The organism is Collinsella sp. AM16-21, assembly GCF_003471905.1.
Taxonomy (GTDB): domain Bacteria; phylum Actinomycetota; class Coriobacteriia; order Coriobacteriales; family Coriobacteriaceae; genus Collinsella.
This window is the reverse complement of record NZ_QRKJ01000037.1, coordinates 1-1,354: the sequence shown is the minus strand read 5'-3', so window position 1 is coordinate 1,354 and position 1,354 is coordinate 1. Positions and strand designations below refer to the sequence as shown.

2 protein-coding genes are annotated in these 1,354 nt (G+C 66.6%); one reads left to right on the top strand and one right to left on the bottom strand.

The features are described 5' to 3' along the window. Positions 1 to 49: 49 nt before the first annotated feature. The gene (locus DW180_RS10070) at positions 50 to 1,168 is read right to left on the bottom strand and encodes an IS1249 family transposase (protein ID WP_118238522.1); all 1,119 of its coding nucleotides are present in this window, start codon (positions 1,166 to 1,168) and stop codon (positions 50 to 52) included. On the opposite strand from DW180_RS10070, the gene DW180_RS10550 reads away from it, so the two are divergent. After that, positions 1,167 to 1,354: hypothetical protein (locus tag DW180_RS10550; RefSeq protein WP_233545247.1), on the top strand; the 188-nt coding region annotated here is incomplete at its 3' end. The two genes, DW180_RS10070 and DW180_RS10550, sit on opposite strands and share 2 nt — an antisense overlap.

Sequence of the window (1,354 nt, the reverse complement as noted above, 5' to 3'; positions counted from 1 at the left end):
GGCTTATAGGACAAAATGTGTGTCCCGATAGAACATCCGTTTCCATCCATTAATCCAGCCAGAACGGGTACGGGTCCCTGTGGTGGAGGTCCTCCCACACGGCCCTGTCGCCCCACTCCGGCCCTCCGTCCTCGCGCGACGGCGAGGCGGAGTAGACGCTGAACAGGAAGTCGATGTCCGCGTCGGTCGGCATCGCGGCGAGCTTCTCGCGCGCCGTCCTCGAGTCCCCGGAGTGCGCATGGCACCACCAGAACACCGCCTTCACGCGCTTGACCGACGTCAGCCCCCGGTGGTTGCGCAGGACGGCCCTCAGCTGCGAGTTCACCCCTCCCTCGATCATGTTGTTGGTCGACGGCAGCGGTCCGGCCTTGGCCAGGGCGGGGTCGAGGTAGGTGAACAGCGTCCCCGCCGACACCAGCGACGACAGCGACGAGCGCGCCCGCCTCAGCCTCTCGTGGGTGTAGACCCTCCTGCCGTCCACCACGGTCCTGTCCTCCAGGAAGTCGGCCCAGAACCCGCACCAGTCGAGGTAGCGCTCGACCCAGAGCTCGGCCTGGTGCAGCGTCTCGATGCCCATGAGGTCGCGCGCGATGAGGTAGAGCTCGCGCCCCGCCTGGAGCTTCGGCCGCGTCGTCGTGTAGCGCTTGACCTGCGAGAAGGCGTGGAAGGTGCACCTCTGGACCCTGGTGCGCGGCCAGGTCTCGCGCACGGCCTTGGCGAACCCGCTCCCGCCGTCGGTGACGACCACCTCGGGCGCCGGGATCGGTGCCATGAGGGCCGACCACGCCCTCGAGTTCTCCGACCTGGCCATGTACCAGGAGACCACCCTCTCGCCGCTGCAGCATATGAGAACCACGAGGTCGCGCGCGACCCAGATCCCGTCGGCGTAGAGCACGCGGTGGAGCTCGCCGTCGGGGACGGGCATGGGCCAGACCTCCCAGAACTCGGCCGTCCTGCGCCTGAAGGACCGCCCGCCGCCCGGCATCGCGGCCTGCGAGTCCTTCGAGAGGAGCCACCCGAGGAACTCCTCGAGCCTCGCCGCCGTGTCGTCGTACCTCAGCGTCGTCGACGCGCCGCAGGCCGTGCACCTCCACCGCTGGGACCCCGATGAGGTCCTGCCGTTGCGCTTGGTCCGACCGCCGCAGTAGGGGCAATAAACGGCCTTCATGGGCACCTCTTCCGAAAGGGTGTTTAACGGTTCCGGAAAAGGGTATCTACCGGCGGGAACGATAGGCAACCGGACACACATTCTGTCCGGGCGGTTAAAAGCGGGCACGGAATTTAAACGGCTGAAAAAGGGGCATCGACCTGCGCCGATGCCCCTAAAGTGGACACACATTTTGTCCTATAAGCC

What these genes read in the sequence shown, in the direction of transcription:
- DW180_RS10070 (WP_118238522.1), bottom strand. Translation starts at nt 1,168, where the DNA reads ATGAAGGCCGTTTATTGCCCCTACTGCGGCGGTCGGACCAAGCGCAAC.